We start from the raw sequence: 20,112 nt of genomic DNA, 5'->3' as shown, positions 1-20,112 counted from the left end.
CGATGGGCGACAATCGCCCACTACAGGAGGTACGCCATGACTTCATCCTTTCCGCGGCGCGCGCTGGTGACCGGCGGCAGCGGCGACATCGGTGGCGCGATCTGCGCCCGCCTCGCCGCCGACGGCATGCACGTGATCGTCCACGCCAACGCCAACCTGGCCCGTGCCGAGCAGGTGGTTGCCGCGATCCACCACGAAGGCGGCAGTGCCCAGGCGGTCGCGTTCGATGTCGCCGATGGCGCGGCGACGCGCGCGGCGCTTGAAGGCCTGCTCGCGGACGGACCGATTCCGGTGGTGGTCAACAACGCCGGCATCCACGAGGACGGCCCGATGGCGGGGATGAGCGAGGAGCAGTGGCGGCGCGTGATCAATGTCTCCGTGCACGGTTTCTTCAACGTCACCCAGCCGCTGCTGCTGCCGATGGCGCGCGGCCGCTGGGGACGCATCGTCAGCGTTTCCTCGGTCGCCGCCGTGCTGGGCAACCGTGGCCAGGTCAACTACGCGGCGGCCAAGTCGGCCCTGCACGGCGCCAGCAAGTCGCTCGCCCGTGAGATGGCCAGCCGCGGCATCAGCGTCAACGTGGTCGCGCCGGGGGTGATCGAAGGGCGCATGGCGGGGGACGCGTTTCCTGCCGACGTGCTCAAGCAGATGGTCCCGGCAGGGCGCGCGGGACGTCCCGAGGAGGTCGCCGCGCTGGTGGGCTTCCTGTGTTCCGACGCGGCGGGCTACATCAACGGCCAGGTGATCGGCATCAACGGCGGCATGGGATGAGCCGGCTTCACCTGCGCGTGCCGCGTGCGCGCGACATAATCGGAGTGCCGAACACCGGTTCCGGGGCGTCCGGGCCGCATCGCAGGAGGAATGCCATCGTGCACGTCAAGACCGCATTGATCGTCTGTCTGGCCGTTGCGGCCAGTGGTTGCGCAACCACGTCGCGAACAATGCTCGGCCCGGCCCGCCCGGCCGTGGCGCCCGAGCAGGTGCGCATCTATTACACCCCGCCGCCGGGTCGCTACGAGGAAATTGCGATGCTGAGCACGGCCAGCGGCGCGCTGACCTACGGCGAGCAGAACAAGACCAACGAGGTCATGGGCAAGCTGCGCGCGTCCGCCGCCCAGGTGGGTGCCAACGGCGTGCTGTTCCAGGGCGCCGCGCAGGGCTACGGCGGCAGCAACGTCGGTATCGGCGTGGGCAGCAGCAGCTACGGTCGGCGCAGCTCGGTGGGCGGTGGTATCGGTGTCAACGTCAGCCCGTCGCCGACCCATGCCGCCGGGATCGCGATCTACGTCTTCGATCCGCCGCCGATGGACTATCGGCCGACGGTCACGCCCGGCAGCCAGCCGCCGCGCAACTAGGCCGTCAGGGCCACGCCAGGCGTCGGTGACGCCGCCTGGCCGGCAGGAGGAAGGTCTTCCAGGCCGTACCAGACCGGCGGCAGCAACATTGCCGTGGCATCGGCGGCAGCGGTTCCGTCCACCGGACTCATCCCGGACAGGGCCGGGTGTTGGCGGCAGGCCTGCTGCGCCATCTCGCTGGCGAGCACTTCCATGCGCTCGACGTTGGCGCGGATCCGTGCGGACAGTTCCGCGTCGTCGGGACTGTCCAGCAACGCCCCGTTGAGATCGCGGAACCACCCGATCGCCGACTGGTCCAGCTCGCGCCCATCGGGCGGGGCGTAGCCGGCGGCGGCGTTGGCCTCGCCCCAGCCGCGCAGAAGGACCTGCGTCGTCTTGTTGAGCGCGGTCGCGCGCTCCAGGGGCTTGCGCAGCCGCCCCATCAGCGACAGGTCGGCAATCTTGCCCGCGGTGTACAGCGGCGCCAGCACCGACCAGTAGTAGGTGTAGTCCCAGACCACCTTGAGCGGCATCACCAGCGCGTCGCCGAACAGCGGGTACTGGTCCTGGTACAGACTCATCGTGTTGTCGAAGAACGAGAACAGCAGCTGCTGGTAGAGCTCGGCGTGGGCGCCGATACGCGCGCCGGCGCGGTCTTTCCCGATCAGCTCGCAGATGTAGCCGTTGCTGATCGCGATGAAGTCGCTGCCCGGTGAGTAGAACGGGTCCAGGAACAGCCCGGCCTCGCCGGTGATCGCCCAGCGCTCGGCCGAGAACACCTGCTCGCAGTCGTGGCTGAAATGGCGCAGGAAGCGGAAGTCGCGCACCGCGTGCTGCGGGGCGTCGAGCGCCTGGGCGACGCGGGGCTGGTGTTCGCGCAGCCAGGCCATCGCCTTGTCGTGGCTGTTGATGGTGTCCAGCGGGTGCATCCGCGCGTCGCAGACGATGCCCAACGAGTGCACGTCGGATGCCAGCGGGATCATCCAGAACCAGTAGCCGGGGCCGCACAGGTGATTGGTCGAGCGCCAGCGCTCCGCCGGCTGGCAGCGCTGCTTCCAGTCGAGGTCGGACGACCAGCTGCCCGGATCCAGACGTCCCTCGACCCGCCACCACGCCGCGTTGGCATCGTGCGGGTGCGGTTTGGCCAGCCCCAGCTTGCGCTTGAGCAGGGCGGCGCGACCGCTGGCATCCACGACCCAGCGCGCCGTCGACACCGATTCGACACCGTCCTGTACGTGGCGGACCTGATGCGCGCCGTCGCTTCCCGGCTCGGCCAGGTCCACAGCAAGAACCTTGCAGCCCTGGCGGAAGTCGACACCTAAAGACGCTGCATGCTCGCCGAGGAAATTCTCGAAGCGTCCGCGATCGAGCTGCCAGGACATCATCGGCAGCGCGTGGCGCACACCAACCTCGGTGGTCGCGTCGATATCCTCGCGTCCGTCGCTGAAGAAAAACCGGAACCCGAACTTGCGGATCTGGCGGCTGTCGAGATGCTCGCTCAGCCCGAGCACGGTGCTGAAGTAGTGGGCGCCGATCTCGACCGTGGACTCACCGACCTTGAACGCCGCCTCCGGTGCCGGGTGCGTGTTGCGCTCCAGCACGGTGATGGAGATTGCCGGATCGCGACGCTTCAGTTCGATCGCCAGGCTCAGTCCTGCCAGTCCGCCGCCGAGGATCAGTACATCGATGTTCGCGTGCGGGTCTGGCATAGGGTCAGCTCTTGGAGGCGTGGGGGTGGTCGCGCACGGGGGCGAAGTCGCCGGCGGGATCGTGGATCAGCGCCGGGTTGGCGCGGATCTGGCGCAGGATCGCCGGCATGCGGCGGGTGTCCCAGCACTGGCCGATGACGTGGCTGGTGATGCGGGTGAAGTCGCGCAGCGGGCGGAAGTGGCTGCGTCGGAACTGCACGGCGGTGTCGTCAGCCACGCCGCGCGCGGAGGCAGGCGCGGTGACGGCGTAGCGCGACTCGATCGGCACCGACACGCAGCGGGTCCCCAGCGTGCGCGCCGCCGAGATCAGGATCTGCGCCTCGAACACGAAGTCCTCTCCGGGAACATCCCCCAGTGCCGCGACTTCGGCCGGATACAGGCGTTGCCCGCTCTGGGTATCGGCGATCTGGTAGCCGGTACCCCAGGCGATGCCCCAGTCGGCGAATGCATTGGCCGCACGTCGGTAGCGCGGTTGCTGCGAGCGCCGCCGCAGCCGCGCACCGATGACGATGTGATCGGGATACAGGTTGCCCGCTTCAATCAGGCGCGGAATGTCGTCGGCGAGGTGCTGGCCGTCGCCGTCCATGGTCAGCACCGCCTTGGCACCGGAGTCAAGCGCGGCCTGGAAACCGCGGCGCAGGCTGGCGCCCTTGCCCTGCCGTTGCCGGTTGCGCAGCACGGTCACCGGCAGGGCGGCGATCCGGGCCACCGTGTCATCGTCGGAGCCATCATCGACCACGATCACGTTGGCGCATTGGCGGAGCGCGCCGGCCACGACCTCGCGGATGCGCAGGGCCTCGTTGAGCGCGGGAATCACGACAACGATGTTGTCCCGATGGAGGCGTTCAGCCACGGCGTTCCACTCCCGTTTGCTGCAGCGACAGCTGGAGTATCCGCCCGGCGCCGGCGAATAGGGTTGCGTGCTGATCGCCGGACGCCAGCGCGTCAAACAGCCCCAGCATCTGCGCCATGGCGTTGCCGGCATCGCGCGCCGCCAGCGGCCCGGCGGTGGACGGCGCATCACCATCGGTCAGCGTGGCCGCCAGTCGCGTCGCTCCGGCGCGCTCGCGGTTGGATAACACCAGCGCGCCGCCAAGCAGACCGGCGCTGGGTGAAACTTTCCCCAGCGGTCCGATCGAGGGCCCGTCGTAGGCGACCAGCAACACTGCGGGCACGCCGGTCGCCAGTTGCACCAGTGCCTCGAGCAGGCCCTGGGCAAATGTCGCCTGGTAGGCACTGATCGCGGTGGTGGCCGCGGTCGCACCGGTACCGATGCTCCAGTAGCCGGCGGCGGCGTTGTGGACCGAGTTGTGGAAACGGGTCGGCGAGATCGTCGCCGGCTGGTCCGCCAGGGTGGCGCACATGTAGTCGGTGATCGCCAGTTCGCCGTGGGTGGAGGCGAACACTGACGGCAATGACGCGGGGTCGCGCCCGGCGACCTCGCACGCGGCCAGCGCGACTTCAAGGGCGACCGCGACGGTGCCCGGCGCGCGGCGGCGCTCGTTGGGTGCCAGTAACTGCGGCGACGGACGTGCCGGTGGCGCCTCGGGCAACCGGCCCTCGCGGACAAAGTCGCGGGCACTGTCCCAGGCGGGCAGGCCCGTGGTCCAGAAACCCACGCCTTCAATGGTGGCGACCAGTGCACTCACGCCGGGACCCCGAACACCAGCGAGGCGTTGTTGCCGCCGAATCCGAACGAGTTGGTCATCGCCACCTGGATCGACGCCTGCGCGTTGTCGAAGCGGATCTGCGGACCGCAGGCGGGGTCCGGCGTGGTGCTGTTGAGGATGCCGGGAAGCGTGCCGTGCTGGAGCGCGATCAGGCAGAACACCGCCTCCACGATGCCGGCCGCGCCCAGGGTGTGCCCGGTCCAGCCCTTGGTTGAACTGGCGTGCAGCTGCGCCGGGAACAGGCTGGCCACCGCGGCCGCCTCGATGCGGTCATTGGCCGGGGTCGAGGTGCCGTGCAGGTTGAGGTAATCGACCTGCGCCGGGGCGATGCCCGCCCGCGCCAGTGCATCGTTCATCGCCTGCAACGCGCCCAGACCCTGCGGGTGCGGCGAGGACATGTGGTGAGCGTCGCTGGACTCGCCGTAGCCGAGCAGGTGCAGCGCGCGCGGCGCCTGCGCGCCGGCCGGTACGCGTTCCAGCAGGGCAAACCCGCCTGCCTCGCCCAGCGACAGACCGTCGCGGTCGGCATCGAAGGGTCGACACGGCTCCGCCGAGACCAGTTGCAGCGAGTTGAAGCCGTACAGGACGCTGCCGCACAGGGTGTCCACGCCGCCAACAAGCGCGGCATCGACCACGCCGGCCTCGATCAGCCGGGCCGCCTGGGCGAACACCTTGGCGCTGGAAGAGCAGGCCGTGGCCACGGTGATGCAGGGGCCGCGCGCGCCGCTGACCTGCTGCACGAAGTCGCCCAGCGAATGCACGGTATGCACGATCGGGCGGGCCAGCTCGGGCGGAAACGCGGGTGTGCCGTCGGTGTCGGGCCGCAGGTCGCGATAGGCCTCCTCGCTGGCGCCGATGCTCGAAGTCGAAGTGCCGATCACCAGCGCAACGCGTTCTGCGCCGTGGCGACTGACCGCATCGCGGACCGCCTCGAGCATGCCGTCCTGCTGCAGCGCCAGCCATGCCAGGCGGTTGTTGCGGCACTCCCAGCGTGCGAACTCGGCCGGCAGCGGCGCGTCCTCGATCCCGGCGACACGGCCGATCCAGCACGGCAGGGGCACGCCGTCCGCGTTGACGGGACCGAAGTCGTTGGGCTGCAGCCCGCTGCGGCGCTCCATCAGCGCGGCGTGCTGCGCCTTCACGCCGCGGCCCAGCGCGGTGGTCGCGCTCCAGGCCCGCACGGCGAGCGGTGGCATCGGCGATGGCACGGGGGTCAATGGCGCGACTGGCAAGCGGCTGTCCTGTGCGGGGTGGAAGGAAACGCGGGTTGACGCGGAGTATAGCCAGCGGCCGCGACCGGACAGGGTGAACAGGGGGCGCCCGGGTGTGTAGGGTGATGCACGCGGTTTCCTGCACACCGGAGATTGGTACGGCACCGATGACGCTGTTTTTCGCCTTCCACACCATCCTGGTCCTGGCCATCGTGGTCCGCATCCTGCTGCGCGACGATCTGTCGCCGCCGGCGCGCCTGGCGTGGTTCGTGGTCCTGATCCTGTTGCCCTACTTCGGTACGGTGATCTACTTCCTGTTCGGCGAGATCGCCATTGGCCGCAGTGCCAGGCGCCGGCATCGGAAAGTCTCCGCCGAGATCAGGACCAAGGCCTCCGCATTCATGGGCGCACCCGGTGCGTCCGAAACGCTGATCGACCCGCTCTATCGGCCGGCGTTCCGCTACGCCGCCTCGATCAACGGGTTCCATCCGGTCGAGGGCAATGCCGCCGACCTGATGGCGGATGGCGACGAAACCCTGCGCCGGATGGTGGCCGACATCGATGCGGCGACCGCTCAGGTCCACCTGCTGTCCTACATCTGGCTGGAAGACCACACCGGCACGCAGATCGCCGAGGCCTTGATGCGTGCCGCCAGACGGGGCGTGACCTGTCGCGCCATGGCCGACGGCATGGGGTCGAGGGCCATGGTCAAGTCCGCGCTCTGGAAGCGGATGGGTGAGGCGGGGGTCCACTGTGCAATCGCGCTGTCGTTCCGGAATCTGGTGCGCGTCTTTGTCACCAGCCGCGTCGACCTGCGCAACCACCGCAAGATCATCGTGATCGACGGACACATTACCTATTGCGGCAGTCGCAACCTGGCCGATCCCGAGTTTCTGCCCAAGGCCAAATACGCGCCCTGGGTCGACATCATGCTGCGCTTTACCGGCCCGGTGGCGGCGCAGAACCAGCTGCTGTTTGCCAGTGACTGGATGCAAGCCACGGGTGAGTCACTCGACGGGTTCGATCTGCTGGCGCAGCCAGTGACGGGCGGCTTTCCCGCGCAGGTCATGGGTGTCGGGCCGACCGGACGGCGCGGCGCGACGCCCCAGCTGTTTGCGAATCTGATCGCCAGCGCGGACCGCGACCTGACCATTTCCACCCCGTACTTCGTGCCGGACACGACATTGACGGACGCCCTGTGCGCGGCTGCCTATCGCGGGGTCGCGGTGACGCTCATCTTCCCCAAGGTGAACGACAGTTGGATCGTGGCCGCCGTCAGCCACAGCTACTACCACCGGCTGCTGGACGCAGGGTGCGTGATCCATGAGTTCGAGGGTGGCCTGCTGCACGCCAAGACCATGACGATTGACGGCAAGGTCTCGGTGGTGGGGTCTTCCAACCTGGACCTGCGCAGCTTTGACCTAAATTACGAGAACAACATCCTGTTGCAGGACGAGGTGGTCACGAATGCGATATTCGAGCGTCAGCAGGATTACATCCGACGGTCTGAACAGGTTTTGTTGCCAGCCGTGCTGGCGTGGCCGTGGTACCGGCGGATATGGAACAACGTGATCGCGACGGTTGGGCCGGTGCTTTAGTTCGATGCATAAGCTGACCCGCCAATCACGCACTCGTGAAATAGGTGCGACAACCGGCAGCCACGGACAAGGGCGGTGCACTCATCGCGCTCAGCACCCCGGAAGCTGAGCAGAAAGGCCCGCCGATGGGGCTTTGAGCTCCGACCCCCGAGCTGCTTGCTCCGAAGCTGGAGCCTACAGCACCGACCGCCGAGTCCTGAGCTCCAGCGCCCGAGGCATTTGTGCGGAACATGGAGCCGAAAGCCCGGGCTGCCGAGAAAGGACTGGCCGTTTATATAGCTCAGAGCACCACACGCCGAGCAATTTGTTCCGAAGAAGGAGCCAGAAGCCCTAGCGCCCGAGTCTGAAAGCCCGCCCTCTGGGGCTGGATCCTGACGGCTAACTTGATTGCTGGATTAGCGGAATAACGCCTGAGTTAAGCCTTGCCGAGAAGGGGGGGCTTGAATGAATTGCTAGCCGTCGCTGCCTGTTGGGACTTCTAACTTTGTGCCGTCAGCAAAGACAATCATTCGAGGCTCCCAGTTTACTTTGTATTTCGAGTCATCAAGCTCCGCCAATTTGCGATCTTTGTTGTCACCGACTGCATATTTGACAGAACGCGAGCCAGTCCACGTTATGCTTTCGCCGGCTGGAATCGTGTCATCGTTAGAGATTGCGAAGCCGGACAGCTCGTCACCGAATAAATCGCGGACAGACACATAGCCCTTAACGCCAGAAATATCTTTTTGTGTGTTGTTCTTGTAGCCAAAAATTACTTCTAGATTTTCATCCATGAGTATGCCGCTGTAGCCATATTCTGGGTTAATTCTCTTTGATACCAGAGTTACAGTTACTGCCTCCCGCATGGGCTTTATCGCTGCCTCGCGTTGGGCTTGTAACAGGACTTTGAGCGCAGCTTGTTTTTGCTCTTCTGCTTCTTGATCAGCTATAAATTTGCGTTGTTCCTCGATAGCTTTACCAATAGTCATTCCTTCAGGGATGCCTGGTCCCTCAGCGCCGCCAAATATGGCTCCCATTTTTGCGCCGACTGTGTGGCGCATGATGTAGCCGGTTGCAAGTTCCCGATCTTCCGGCTCAAGTTTTTCCATCGCTGGCTTAATGGAGTCCATATTCTCCAGCTCTCGCGGAAGAGGTGTGTTCTTGGCGCTGCTGCAGGCTGCAAGCACAAAGCAGCACAACAAAATAGTCATTGAACTTTTCATCAGATCCCCCAGTTGTATGTGTGACGGCTAACACCGAAATTAAGCCGGCCCGCAGTTTGCGAGCCGGATATTTATTGAAATGGAACCGCAACTCTGCCGGGAAATTAGGCTTCGCGGGCTCGGCTTGCATGACCAGTTAGAGGTTTGTACAAGCTATTGGACCCATCTTTGGTAAAAGCGCTGCGCAACTGAGTCTGCGATACTCAATTGTCGACTATATTTCCTCACCTTTTAAGATAGCGCTCTAGCAATTCATTGAAGTAGCATCAGCTTCCGGCAGAATCTGAGTGGTCGGTTGTACGGTCCTGGACGTGGACCTGATAGATGCGCCAGCTGACCCGAATGACAATTCAATCGTTGCGTCCGCTATGTCCGCGAGCATGAGAGAGGCCTCCTTGGTCACACGGATGAGAAGTGCAATCATGATTGATGCTGGTAGCGCCAATAGAATATTGCCAACCTGGCCTGCGACGATTCCGGTTATAGCAACGAGCGCGGCTGTCAAATAGCCGAGTAGCGTGTAGACCTGAATGAATCCGCGAAAAGTTGGATAGCAGCTATTGCTGCGAAGCCTTGCTAGGTGGTGATGCGTACTCGAGGCCGAGTTCTCTTTTAACTCTTGAAATGAAGAGCTATCTCCGTCTTGAAGTAAGCCGAGCTCTATGCAGGAATGACATTTCTTAGATAGAAACGCAGCTTCTTCCTTGCCGCAGGTGATGCATGTAGCCACTTTTCCCCCTGGTTGATTGGTTGCTTGGTTGCTATTGTTCTCTAACACCGGAATTAAGTCGAGCCACAATGCGTGGGACGGATGCTGATTGAAATCGAGCGACGACGCTGGCTGGAAATGCTTCGACGTGGGTTCGGCTTGAATGACCAGTTGGGCGTGTCTTTAAGCAGTCTACTCACATCCAATTCCATCGTTGTCTCGGTCAAGGTGCGGCCCGTAGCCTGGATCGCCACGACGAACCGGAGCAGCGCCTGCAGCCCGAGCTGCAGCACAGTTATGGAATACCCCTCTTTTTGACGGTGCGGGGGCGAGCCTGGTCGGTGACAGCGTTTGGCGTGAGCTAGACGAAAGTTTCGGAGAGCTACCTCTGTGGCAGTGGTAATCACCCGTACTTCGATTGGTGTGGCAGCCATCGCTGTTCAAGCCTCCGCTGTGCCCAATTGCAGATGCCGAAACCAACAGTAGAGCCAAGGCGACCAATGTTTTACAGCTAGACATGCACCTCCCCCTGAGGTCTAACACCGGAATTAAGCCGATCCGCAACGCGCTGGTCGGAGGCTGACGGAAGTAGAGCCACGACTCTGTCTGGAAATGAGACTTCGTGGGTTCCGCTTGAATGGCCAGTTAGAGGGTTGGGAGCTGAGATCTACGCAACCATATATACCCATTTTCCCAGAATATTATGTACAGAACTTCGCGCGTTCGCCTTGAATGAACTGTTAGGCGCGTACTTACAGGAGTCCACTCTTGGCCTGCTCAATATCAAGCTTATTCTTACTCTCTCTCGTGAGGTTGTAGCAAAAGTCAGCGCGATCAGAGAGTGGTAAGCTGTCCTCGTTGAACTGATTATCAAGACGTTCACCCCCTTTTAGGCTGTTGATCTTTCTTTCCAGCATGTCAATACCAATAACGGCTTTATTGCGGTCACCCGTAGCTCTTTCAAACAGATTTGTAGATATTGACCTTGCCGCCATCTACTGCTCGACTCCGGTGTAATTCTGGCATACGTGAAATGCCGCAAGATACTCGCTCATGGCAGCAGCCAATGCCTTTCCACGAATAGCCTCATCTGCCATGCCTTGCGCATGGCTTGCGCCAAAAGAAGCAGCGAGCAAGAGCGTCGTGACAAATAGATACTTGTGAATATTCGGCCTCTCTTGGGTATCTAACACCTGAATTAAGCCGACTTGCGAAGCAGAGGTCAGCCTACTTCTTTGCAGGCGGGGGGTTTGGCGGAGGCGTCGGCTTGCTTTGCCGGGTAGGTGAAGGGTTGCTCCCGGAATTTGGGCCACGCGGCGGTGGGGGATTTGACCCTTTGCGCTCAGTCGGCTCATAGCGCTCTTTTCTATCATCTGTCACTTGGCTTCTCCTCGTGCCTCATGAACTCTACCCATTCAACATCTTTAACGTGAACCAAGATGCCGTCGAGTTGTGGAAGATCAACTGCTTCAGCGTCGTCGCCAATCCAGCTTGGAACTTGGATGTAGAACTGGCCTTGTTGCGGATCGATGGGCCATTCCTTTGGCCAGCCATAAAGCCTACGCCCATCTCTCAGATGGAGAATGACGTAGGTGACGTGATCCGTAAACGCGCAGAACCACTCAGAGGGGTGTGAAGTTCTGGAAGTGAATCCCCAGCGCCTAAGCAGCTTGTGGAAGGAATCATTGTTGGTGAAGTAGGCGACAAACCCGCCGAGCGCCAACGCGAGCACCAGAGAGCAGAATAGTTCAGCACCTTTGCCCCAAGACCCAATTGGGATGTTCTTACCAATTAGTAGTAGCAACCAGCTCAAGGGTTGCAGCAGCACTTGAACGACAAAAGTGAAGATTAAGGCTTGAACTACACGCTCAAACTGAGATGGCTTCTGGTGGGAAGTCAATCCATAAAAGAGCCACGCGGCAGTAAAGCCGGGTAGCAAGTACGTCAGTAGCTTTATAGCCTCGGTCTGCAGTTCTGCCATTTCTGAGCGCTAACACCTGAGTTAAGCCGGACTGCGCAGCGGCACGGCGTTGTGGTACACGATACCGCGTTAGCCGAGCCGCGAAGCGGTCTCGGCTTGAACGAATAGGCGGCGCTCACCCCCCAATGAGTTCCTTGGCGACCTTGACTCCGTATGCGAGCCCGAGGGTTATCGAAATTAAGCCGCCAGCAGCCACAACGAGAACACCAAGTAGCGCTTCTTTCCAAATAAGTTTTCGGTGACACCACATTGTCTTGAGGAAAATGCTCATCCTTGTAAGCCGAGGCAACTCTGCATCAGCAGCCGCATCCTGAACTGTCTGGGCTTTCATTGTCTCTTGCAATGCGTTCTCAAGAAATGTCATGCCATTCGCTACGACTGAATAGCAGTAAAGCCAAGCCATGAGAGCGACCACGACAAGTAGTGCGACGTCTCGCAAAGCGCATGACGGAAATGAGGTGATATTCGCGAGAACAATGGTCAAGGTGAGGATTAGCACCTGTCCACTCAAATTGCGGCAATGCTCCAGAAAAGCTTTTCGTGTTTCCGGCAGAAGTAACATCAAACCCCCTATGAGCGCTAACGCTTGAGTTAAGCCGCGCCACGAAGTGGCGTCGGCTTGGACGAATGGTTAGGCTGCGCCCCCGTAACGAGCAGCCCGGCTGCCAACTGACATATCTGGCTGCGCTGCTCAGGTGAGAGTACGCGGAACGGTATGGGCATGGCACCGCTCTCTAGCTCGATCAGGAAGCCGAGACTGTAGGTGTGGACTGCTTTTACCCTGGACCAAGGCACAGAGCCTGGACCGCGTCTGGTGCGTCTGCTCACGCCCGCGGCAGCAACGATGAAGTCACACCGGCCGACGCGAGACGACTTGTACACGAAACCGAGCGTTGCAACAATTGGCAGCACAATGCGCGACAGAAGTCGCCTCACGCCGCGGAGCATGCGCAATTCTTCCTGCGTATCGAATGCGTGCTCCGTTACGAACTTGAGATACTCCCCGAGCCGGTAGCGAACTGAGAACTGGACGCGCGGTGAGTGATCCATAGCGGCCTAACACCTGAATTAAGCCGCGCCGCGAAGCGGTGTCGGCTTGAATGAATTGTTAGACGGTGGCCACTTGACCGTGCAACTCTCCATCAACCCGCTGTCCCGGCGAATATACGCGGACGTACTTCCCGTCTTATCGCTATAGAGCAGAAGCTTGTCGCGCTCCGGGGAGGCAGTCATGTCGATCGGAATCGCGTAACCATTAGCATTGGCCAGCATCTCGACGCGGTCCCCAGACCTACGGTGCACAAACTCGGTCTGCTTGTCCTGGCGAACGACCATGCCGGTGCCGTCGGAATTGAACTGAAGAGCGTCCTTTGGGCTGCCGTCTGGGTCCTCACAGAGCAGCCACTCACCAAATAGCCAGTCATGTTGGTCGTGACCGTATGCCGCGGGCGCAGCGAACGGGAGCAGGACGGCGAGTGTTCTGAGTAGCAATCCGCGAGTCATTTTTTCCACCGTCTAACGCCTGAATTAAGCCGACCCGCGAAGCGGGTCCGGCTTGAATGAATTGTTAGGCAGCAGACCTAGTAGCCGTCCGCTGCCACTTTGAGAACCATGCCGCCAGTTTGCGAATCCTCAGAGAACTCAAGGGTTACGTCGGCGCTGCCGTAGGAAAGGGACATGACAGCGTCGGATACGGATAGGCCGGAGTCAAACCTTGTTTTGGGCGAAAGGCAGACTACGGCGCGCTTGAAATTATTGTCCGAGAACTCGGTGGCCCCGTGCTCCATCAGATACGTGCACGCATCCTCTGCCGGTCCGTAGCCGAAGTGATTGCAGCGCTTGGCGGAAATGGCTAGCTCCGCAGAGTCCTTGAAGTTGCGACCCCAAGAGGTGTGGAACTCAAAAGTCTTGCTCTCGTCAGGTCTTACAGATTTGACGAATTCACGGAGCGGAGCGCAAAGCGAATCCGTTTTGGCCTGGGCGGCTTGGATGGGCAGCCAAGTCAAAGCAAGAGCGACTGAGAGCAAGTGAGCTTTCATATGCTGCCTAACACCGTAGTTAAGCCGACCCCCGGTACGTACTCCGTGAACGACCAGTTAGACTGCGCCCGGTTAAAGCCCATTCGGGAGCTCGCGGAAATCATCTACTGCGGAAAGGGTAAAGCGCGGCTTACCCGCCGGATTGAGCTCAAGCCTACCAGTGAAGGTACCAGTGAAGTCGCGCCATTTATTAGGCGGTGCCGCGGAGCTTAGACGGGTTAGGAATTGCTCGACGCTTGGGTCTGCGCTGTCGGACGCATGGCCAAGCCGAACGCCTGCGTTTGGACAGTCAGCATCCGAGAGGGTGATGCCGTGATGCAAGTCGGTTGAAGCAACGGCTATGAACGAGACCTCAGAATTCAGGTGCGACGGAGAGACAGTAATCTCACATAGCGTGGTAGTACTCGCCAGAGGCTCTTCGGCACACGCGGTATTAGCTCCTAACAATGCCAGCGCGCAGCAAGCAGCTGTGGCGGTCGTCAGCAACGTGGCTTGCGAGGTATTCATAGGGCCAGAAGTTCTCTTAGTGTCTAACACCAGAATTAAGCCGTGCCGCGAAGCGGCATCGGCTTGAATGAATCGTTAGGCCGCGTTTGCAGCCAACCCCATGTCACATGGTTCAATCCGCACGTTTTGCTGCCACAGCACCTGCAAGCACGCCCAAGGCCACGCCGAGTGCTAGTCCGATGGGCATGTTGCCAAAAACCACACCTAGGGCGCTGCCGACGCCGGCACCCACTGCAAGTCCAGCGCCGATCATCTTCTGTTTGGAACGAGGCGACACGCTCATCAAAGATGTCTCCATAGATTGCAGTGAACTGCCAAGCTCGAAGCTTCGCGGCACAACTGCGGCGGTGACTCTAGCGGCCTAACACCTGAATTAAGCCGCGCCGCGAAGCGGTGTCGGCTTGAATGAATTGTTAGGCGCCAAGCGACTCCTCATGACGCCACGACGGGTAGACTACTGCGAGTTCTGCCTCGTCGTAACCTGTCAGCATGCTATCGAGCTGGTGCGCAGTCACGGTAGGAGGGACATCGACTGCGGCCAATGCGCCACTAGAGAAGGTCGCAGTGTGGCAGCCAAGGGCTCGCGCTTTGGATAGGATCGGGCCGAGATCAAAACCGCCGAATGCCATAGCCCAAATGGTGGAATGTTGGGATGCAGATTGCACAGTCCAGGCAACGACTTGATCGTTGATTGTCTCCTCGACCCGAATCACATCGCCGACTGAGAGACGTTTCACGAATAGCGGTGGTGAGAGGAGCCTGAAGCCGCCTAGATGCTCTTCCACGGGCAGGCATTCCGCAGCTACCGGCGGCCAGTCGTCTTCAACGTGTAGAGAGAATGTCAGTTGCTGCACAGGTTCCATGGCGCCTAACACCAGAATTAAGCCGGCCCGCGAAGCGGGTTCGGCTTGAATGATTTGTTAGGCCTCAATTGTGTTGAGAGCCCAGTTGACCAAGTTGTAGCCAATCACGGCCGCGCCAACAAGCCAGAAGCCGACTTGGACCCAAAAGCTAAAAGGCGCTTCCGATCGCTTCGTGAGTCCTGGACTCAAGGCAGTTGGGGAGTCCACGGCTCCGGTTAGCAAGGCTCGCCCACCATGCCACAGGCAATAAATTGCCAACGCTGCAAGCAATAGCCACGCTGCAACTTCAAGGATCCCGCCCATGAGCCCTAGCACCGTAGTTAAGCCGACCCCCGACGAGTTGGGCGGAGGTTGGTGGAAATGGAGCAATGACTCTGCCCGAAAATGGGAATACGGGGGTCCGGCTTGAACAACCTGTTAGGCGTTTGTCGCACTTGATGTATAGATCACCCCCTAGCTAGTCAGGGTCCGCTAGCGCCATTACCGCACCAATCATCGTTGCGATGCTGGCAACGGTTGCTTGGATTGCTTGACCGGTGGAGTAGGAGGGCATGACCCAGCCCAAGATGGCGCTCAAGCCGCTGAAAATGCCGAGTGCGGTAACCATTATAATTCCGGCGATTCGTTTCCCGGATGGCGCTACTGTGTATGAAATCGTGGCGTATAGGTAACCAAAAATACCTGAGGTGATCACCGGCATGATGTATCGGAAGTACCACCCGTCCTCGCTGTAGCCACCAGACAGCTTCATTCCAAGCCACATAAGGATCCCCATGACAATTGTTCCAAGCACGGAGCCGGCTATGGCTGCAAGCGGCATGAGCGGCCAACGCCACCACTGATACGGCTGTTTTGACTGCGTGTGCATAGGCCCCTCCCGTAGGGTCTAACGCCTGGCTTCGGCCGAGCCGCAAAGCGGCGTCGGCTTTAATGTATTGTTTGCTTAGCGCTTCACGGCACTGGCAAGTGACGCAAAGAACGCTGGCACCATAAAGAGCAGTCCCGGCGCCGCGAAAAGGAGCGCGAAAAACCAATGCCAACCCCAGATATACTTGGCGCAAAGGAATGCGCCAAAAACTATTGGGATGGTGAAGCGGAAGAAAATTGCAGCAAAGGCTGCCGCAACTCCCCAGCCCCAGCCAAAGGAATCCTCAATTCCGGCCCAGCCAGCGCCGAGCTGCACTATGCCGAAACCAAACAAAAGGATTGCGAACCCGCAACCCAGTGCGCTGTCACGCTTCTCCCCCACGATCCTTCCCCCTGTTGAGTCGTGCCACTTTATAGCCATACCAAGCCGCCACCCCAATCGTCGCGACGTTGACGATAGACCAAATCTCCCGATTGGCATGTACGGGAAATATTGGGTTGTAGATCCCTGCGATCACCCCCCAGCACCAAGCCAACTCTTCTCGTCCGCTGCGGTAAGAAGTGAGTGCAAGCCATGCGCACGATGCGCAGACAACCCAGCGCATTACCGAGTAGTAGCCATACGGTAGCGACGGAATGAGAGCCACAGCCACCGCGATTATCACGAGCCAGAGGATGGTGTGTGTCCGCATATCGTGATCTATCCCCGCTGAGCCAACATCTGAATCAAGCCGAACCGCGAAGCGGGTTCGGCTTGAATGACCTGTGAGGTCGCCGGCTATTAGTTGCAGTAGGTTTGATTGCCGTAAGTAGTGCAGGTGCGGCGATTGCCATTACTGTCATTGGTGTAGCTGGTATTGCCATATCGCGTGGTGGTGGCGCTATTACCTTGGTTGTCGTTAGTGTACGTTGTGTTGCCGTAAGTCTGACTCGACGTCCCGTACCCATCACTGTCGTTGCGGTACGTGGTGTTTCCGTAGGTTTGGTAAGTGCCGCTTGTACCGGACGTATCGTTGCGATACGTGGTATCTCCATACGTGCTGTACGTCGACGAGTTACCGTCGTTCTGGTTTTGATAAGTCGTGTTGCCGTAAGTCGAATATGTCGATTGTGCAGCGGCGAGGCTAGAAGCAGATAAGATAGCGACAGCAAAAATTAGCTTATACATGGTGGTTCCCCTGGTTGGTTTTCTTGCTGGATCAGCATACCCCGAAAACTGCTCCGAGGCCTAACGCCTGAATTAAGCCGACACGCGAAGCGTGTTCGGCTTGAATGATTTGTTAGGCGTCTGCCCGACGCCCTTTGAACCACCCAACTAAGCTTGCTATACCTAATGAAATTAACGGGATAGCCATGGAAAGGTAATGTGAGATAACGGCCGCAGCGTAGTCAGCTCGCGGCACAGCTCTCTGAATTTCATTTCCATTGGCCAGTCTAATACCAGCATTCTGGATGTCATAGAAGACGCCGACTAGGCCAAAGAAAATGATCGCTGCCGGTATGAGATAGGCAAGCATCCAGCGGTCACCGATCTCATTGATGTTGTAGTACTCACGCATCCATCCAAATGCTGTGATGAGCAGCGTGGCGATGCCAGCAAACCTCAAAACAGGATTGCTCCAAGTTACAGAAAGCTGCACAACATCCCAGAGAATGCCGAGTGATATGCCACAGATATAAACCCGTTCATCTCTAGACACTGCAGTCCCCTGGAAGCGTGTCAGACGCCTAACACCTATTCGACACCAAAGTGGTGCCTATTCCTCGTGTATAATCCCGCCACTCGGGTCCCGTATCAACGAATAACCGGATCGGATCAACGACATACCTCTCAGGTGTCGTCTAATCCTGGTGTCTAATCTGGAATGTAGTGCGGCGGTACTCCCCAAGGCACGGATCGTCCCATTCCGGATCGATTGGTGCAACTGCGGTCCCGAAACGCGTGGAAAGTTTGATTCCAGCCCGAACCTCCGCGTTGCTCCGCATGACCCGCCAATGCATCCGTGTTCCAATCACCCCGTTTGGAATCACTGGCAGGAGTGAGGTCGATGGGTGTGGGCAAAAGCAGTTCGCGGGTTCTGGGTGCCATGATCGGCGGGGTGCTGGCAGCGGCCGCTCCAGCGGCGGGGGCGCAGCACGCGATGCCGTCCGTCACCGCTGAGGACTACGTTCGTGCGGAAGCCTTCATGGGCTACAACACCACGCCGCTGCTCGACCATGCGGTCAACACCGTAGTCTGGCAGGACGACGGCCACTTCTGGTTCCGGGACCACGACGCTGACGGCGACCACTTCCGCCGCGTCGACGCGGCCACCGGGACCATCAGCGACGCCTTCGACCGCGAGCTGCTCGCCAAAGCATTGGCGGACGTGACCGGCAAGCCGACGGACGCGACCAAGCTGGCAGTCACTGCGTTCAAGGTCGCCGAGGACGGGCGCCTCGACGTCACCGTGGCCAAGCAGCGCTATCTATGTGACCTGCACGATAAGAACGCCTGCATCGCCGTCGATGCCGACACCCGCAAGCCCGCGACACAGGACGCGGATGCCGGCGCCAAGCCCCCGATGGTCCTGTCGCCCAATGAGAAGCTGGGCGCGTTCATCCGCGACTGGAACCTGTGGGTGCGCGACATCGACACGGGCGCGGAGACCCAGCTGACCACCGATGGCCGCACCGACTACGGCTACGCCACCGACAACGCCGGTTGGACCCACAGCGATCGCGCGATCCTGGTCTGGTCGCCGGACTCCAGCAAGATCGCCACCTTCCAGCAGGACCAGCGCAAGGTCGGGGAGATGGTGCTGGTCGGCACCAATGTCGGCTTGCCCAAGGTCGAGCGCTGGAAGTACCCGCTGGCGGGGGCCAAGCACGTGGCCATGATCGAGCGCGTCATCATCGACGTGCCCGCCCGCAAGGTGGTGCGTCTGGACATGCCGCCCGACCAGCACCGCTCGACCCTGTGCGATGACATCAGTTGCGACGGCGGCTGGGAGGACGTGCAGTGGGCGCCCGATGGCGCGACGCTGGCGTTCGCCTCGACCTCGCGCGACCACAAGGACACCTGGCTGCGGGTGGCCGATGCGACCACCGGCAAGGTGCGCGAGGTTTACCACGAGCACGCGCCGACCTATTTCGAGAGCGGCAACGGCAAGGTCAACTGGCACTATTTGCCCGCCAGCAACGAGTTCATCTGGTTCAGCGAGAAGAGCAACTGGGGCCATCTGTACCTGCACGACCTGACGACCGGCAAGCTCAAGCACGCGATCACCCGCGGCGAGGGCAACGTGACCCAGGTGCTGCGGGTGGACCCGGACAGCCGCACGATCTGGTTCCGAGGCGTGGGCATGGAGCCCGGCTGCGATCCGTACTACCAGCACTTCTACAAGGTCGGTTTCGACGGTGGCCAGCCGCAGTTGCTGACCCCGGAAGATGCCGACCACACCATCACGATGTCGCCCGACGGCACCTACTTCGTCGATGCGTATTCCACCCCGCAGAAACCACCGGTCACGCGCCTGCGTCGCAGCGACGACGGCAGCGACATCGCAGTGATCGCGCGCGCCGACGACAGCCGCCTGCGCGCCACCGGCTGGGTGCCGCCCACGTCCATTACGGTCACCGCCCGCGACGGCAAGACCACCCTGTACGGAATGATGTTCACCCCGACCAACCTGGACGAGTCGCGCAAGTATCCGGTGGTGAACTACATCTACCCGGGCCCGCAGACCGGCTCGGTGCGCGGGCGCAGCTTCAATGTCGCCCGCGCCGACCACCAGGCGCTGGCCGAGCTGGGCTTCATCGTCGTCGCCATTGACGGCATGGGCACCCCGTGGCGCTCCAAGGCCTTCCATGACGCCTTCGATGGCGATATCGGCGACAACACGCTGCCCGACCAGGTCGCCGGTCTGCGCCAGCTGGGCGAGCGCTTTCCGTGGATGGACCTGGACCGTGTCGGCGTCTGGGGCCATTCCGGCGGTGGCTATGCCACGGTCGATGCGATGTTCACCTACCCGGAGTTCTACAAGGTCGGCGTCGCCCAGGCCGGCAACCACGACAACCGCAATTACGAGGACGACTGGGCGGAGAAGTGGATGGGCCTGGAGGTCATCGCCGAGGACGGCAGCAGCAACTACGACGCCCAGGCCAACCAGAACCGCGCGGCCCACCTGCGCGGCAAGCTGCTGCTGGCGCACGGGATGATGGACAGCAACGTGCATCCCTCCAACACGCTGCTGGTGGTGGACGCGCTGATCAAGGCCAACAAGGACTTTGACCTGCTGCTGTTTCCCAACGCGCGCCACAGCTTCGGCAAGGACACCGGCTACATGACCCGGCGTCGCTGGAACTACTTCGTTCGCCACCTGATGGGTGCGCAGCCGCCGGTCGAGTACAAGATGCAGTCGGACACCCCCTGAAGTGCCG

General features: G+C 61.0%; 21 protein-coding genes. 4 read left to right on the top strand and 17 right to left on the bottom strand.

All coding sequences use genetic code 11. The annotated features are described in order from the left end of the window. The first annotated feature begins 36 nt into the window (after positions 1–36). Together fabG and KZ491_RS11540 are read left to right on the top strand one after the other, a co-directional pair. Entirely contained in the window at positions 37–771 is a 735-nt protein-coding gene (fabG, locus tag KZ491_RS11545; RefSeq protein WP_222566011.1) for a 3-oxoacyl-ACP reductase FabG, read from the top strand. A gap of 98 nt (positions 772–869) precedes the next feature. After that, positions 870–1,355, top strand: a complete 486-nt coding sequence (locus KZ491_RS11540) for a hypothetical protein (protein WP_193985329.1) — start codon at positions 870–872, stop codon at positions 1,353–1,355. Here the strand turns inward: KZ491_RS11540 and KZ491_RS11535 are convergent. Genes KZ491_RS11535 through KZ491_RS11520 form a run of 4 tightly spaced genes read right to left on the bottom strand, consistent with a single transcriptional unit; the run spans position 1,352 to position 5,909 of the window. Beyond that, a complete protein-coding gene (locus tag KZ491_RS11535; protein WP_222566010.1) occupies positions 1,352–3,043 on the bottom strand; it encodes an NAD(P)/FAD-dependent oxidoreductase in 1,692 nt (563 codons plus the stop codon). The two genes, KZ491_RS11540 and KZ491_RS11535, sit on opposite strands and share 4 nt — an antisense overlap. 4 nt (positions 3,044–3,047) lie before the next feature. After that, positions 3,048–3,896, bottom strand: coding sequence for a glycosyltransferase family 2 protein (locus tag KZ491_RS11530; RefSeq protein WP_222566240.1), 849 nt, complete (start codon positions 3,894–3,896; stop codon positions 3,048–3,050). Next, positions 3,889–4,692, bottom strand: coding sequence for a beta-ketoacyl synthase chain length factor (locus tag KZ491_RS11525; protein WP_343225618.1), 804 nt, complete (start codon positions 4,690–4,692; stop codon positions 3,889–3,891). Before KZ491_RS11525 ends, KZ491_RS11530 begins: the two co-directional genes overlap by 8 nt. After that, complete coding sequence (locus KZ491_RS11520) at positions 4,689–5,909, bottom strand: beta-ketoacyl-[acyl-carrier-protein] synthase family protein (RefSeq protein WP_222566009.1); 1,221 nt, start codon at positions 5,907–5,909, stop codon at positions 4,689–4,691. The genes KZ491_RS11525 and KZ491_RS11520 overlap by 4 nt, the downstream gene beginning before the upstream one ends. A gap of 182 nt (positions 5,910–6,091) precedes the next feature. On the opposite strand from KZ491_RS11520, the gene cls reads away from it, so the two are divergent. Further along, positions 6,092–7,522, top strand: a complete 1,431-nt coding sequence (gene cls / locus KZ491_RS11515) for a cardiolipin synthase (protein ID WP_222566008.1) — start codon at positions 6,092–6,094, stop codon at positions 7,520–7,522. A gap of 452 nt (positions 7,523–7,974) precedes the next feature. Here the strand turns inward: cls and KZ491_RS11510 are convergent, their stop codons facing one another. The 13 genes from KZ491_RS11510 to KZ491_RS11455 form a co-directional block, all read right to left on the bottom strand. Beyond that, positions 7,975–8,724 (bottom strand): hypothetical protein, encoded by a 750-nt coding sequence (locus KZ491_RS11510; protein WP_246606808.1) that lies wholly within the window; start codon positions 8,722–8,724, stop codon positions 7,975–7,977. A 901-nt stretch (positions 8,725–9,625) separates the two neighbouring features. Further along, positions 9,626–9,952: an excalibur calcium-binding domain-containing protein gene (locus tag KZ491_RS12865; protein ID WP_281421680.1), complete on the bottom strand. Its 327-nt coding sequence runs from the start codon at positions 9,950–9,952 to the stop codon at positions 9,626–9,628. 233 nt (positions 9,953–10,185) lie between these two features. Next, the gene (locus KZ491_RS11500) at positions 10,186–10,428 is read right to left on the bottom strand and encodes a hypothetical protein (RefSeq protein WP_222566006.1); all 243 of its coding nucleotides are present in this window, start codon (positions 10,426–10,428) and stop codon (positions 10,186–10,188) included. A 374-nt stretch (positions 10,429–10,802) separates the two neighbouring features. After that, entirely contained in the window at positions 10,803–11,414 is a 612-nt protein-coding gene (locus KZ491_RS11495; protein ID WP_222566005.1) for a DUF6338 family protein, read from the bottom strand. A gap of 115 nt (positions 11,415–11,529) precedes the next feature. Continuing rightward, positions 11,530–11,976, bottom strand: a complete 447-nt coding sequence (locus tag KZ491_RS11490) for a hypothetical protein (RefSeq protein ID WP_222566004.1) — start codon at positions 11,974–11,976, stop codon at positions 11,530–11,532. Between the two features lie 506 nt (positions 11,977–12,482). Then, positions 12,483–12,926 carry a hypothetical protein gene (locus KZ491_RS11485; protein ID WP_222566003.1) on the bottom strand — a complete coding sequence of 148 codons (444 nt, stop codon included), beginning with the start codon at positions 12,924–12,926 and terminating at the stop codon, positions 12,483–12,485. 68 nt (positions 12,927–12,994) lie between these two features. Beyond that, positions 12,995–13,453 (bottom strand): hypothetical protein, encoded by a 459-nt coding sequence (locus KZ491_RS11480; RefSeq protein WP_222566002.1) that lies wholly within the window; start codon positions 13,451–13,453, stop codon positions 12,995–12,997. Positions 13,454–14,072: 619 nt separating this feature from the next. Next, positions 14,073–14,243, bottom strand: coding sequence for a glycine zipper domain-containing protein (locus KZ491_RS11475; RefSeq protein ID WP_222566239.1), 171 nt, complete (start codon positions 14,241–14,243; stop codon positions 14,073–14,075). 130 nt (positions 14,244–14,373) lie between these two features. Continuing rightward, positions 14,374–14,823, bottom strand: a complete 450-nt coding sequence (locus tag KZ491_RS11470) for a DUF4265 domain-containing protein (protein ID WP_222566001.1) — start codon at positions 14,821–14,823, stop codon at positions 14,374–14,376. Positions 14,824–15,280: 457 nt separating this feature from the next. After that, positions 15,281–15,691: a hypothetical protein gene (locus KZ491_RS11465; protein ID WP_222566000.1), complete on the bottom strand. Its 411-nt coding sequence runs from the start codon at positions 15,689–15,691 to the stop codon at positions 15,281–15,283. Between the two features lie 75 nt (positions 15,692–15,766). Continuing rightward, on the bottom strand, positions 15,767–16,072 hold the full coding sequence (locus KZ491_RS11460; protein ID WP_222565999.1) for a hypothetical protein: 306 nt from the start codon (positions 16,070–16,072) through the stop codon (positions 15,767–15,769). After that, a complete protein-coding gene (locus tag KZ491_RS12995) occupies positions 16,056–16,382 on the bottom strand; it encodes a DUF6804 family protein (RefSeq protein ID WP_425493155.1) in 327 nt (108 codons plus the stop codon). The genes KZ491_RS11460 and KZ491_RS12995 overlap by 17 nt, the downstream gene beginning before the upstream one ends. Before the next feature lie 588 nt (positions 16,383–16,970). Then, entirely contained in the window at positions 16,971–17,390 is a 420-nt protein-coding gene (locus tag KZ491_RS11455) for a hypothetical protein (protein ID WP_222565998.1), read from the bottom strand. A 348-nt stretch (positions 17,391–17,738) separates the two neighbouring features. Between KZ491_RS11455 and KZ491_RS11450 the strand changes: the two genes are divergently transcribed. After that, complete coding sequence (locus KZ491_RS11450; protein ID WP_222565997.1) at positions 17,739–20,105, top strand: S9 family peptidase; 2,367 nt, start codon at positions 17,739–17,741, stop codon at positions 20,103–20,105. Positions 20,106–20,112: the final 7 nt, after the last annotated feature.

It is taken from the genome of Novilysobacter antarcticus (assembly GCF_019802285.1).
GTDB classification, from domain to species: Bacteria; Pseudomonadota; Gammaproteobacteria; order Xanthomonadales; family Xanthomonadaceae; genus Novilysobacter; species Novilysobacter antarcticus.
This window is presented reverse-complemented; position numbering and strand designations above follow the sequence as displayed.